This is a genomic window from Mycobacterium sp. NGS41 (assembly GCF_059812725.1).
In genome coordinates this window covers 1-507 of the sequence record NZ_JCALDF010000087.1, presented here as the reverse complement: position 1 = coordinate 507, position 507 = coordinate 1, and the positions used below count along the sequence as shown (strand labels likewise).

Sequence of the window (507 nt, the reverse complement as noted above, 5' to 3'; positions counted from 1 at the left end):
CGCCCACTACGACGGGCTGCCCGTGGAATTCATCGCCGACGCCATCGCCACCCTGGGCGCCCAAAACGGCGACGGATACCAGACCTACCACGTGATGAACCCCTACGACGACGGCATCGGGATGGATGAGTTCGTCGACTGGCTCATCTCCCCCACTAACGGGGCCGGTTGCGCAATCCAGCGCATCCCCGACTATGGGCAGTGGCTGGCCCGCTTCGAGACCACCCTGCGCGGCCTGCCCGAAAAACAGCGCAACAGCTCACTGCTGCCGCTGCTACACAACTACCAAACACCGCAAAAACCGATCAACGGGTCCATCGCCCCCACCGACCGGTTCCGCGCAGCCGTCCAGGACGCCAAAATCGGCCCCGACAAAGACATCCCCCACATCACGGCGCCGATCATCACCAAATACATCAGCGACCTACGCCTACTCGGCCTGCTCTAACCACTGCCCAACAGACGCAAAAGCCCCCATTTCGGTACGGAAATGGGGGCTTTTGCGTC

Annotated in this window: 1 pseudogene; it reads left to right on the top strand. The window is 62.3% G+C overall.

Features of this window, described 5'->3' with window-relative positions:
* Positions 1–448: pseudogene (locus AC5Y21_RS26045) on the top strand (carboxylic acid reductase); the annotation flags it as partial.
* Positions 449–507: the final 59 nt, after the last annotated feature.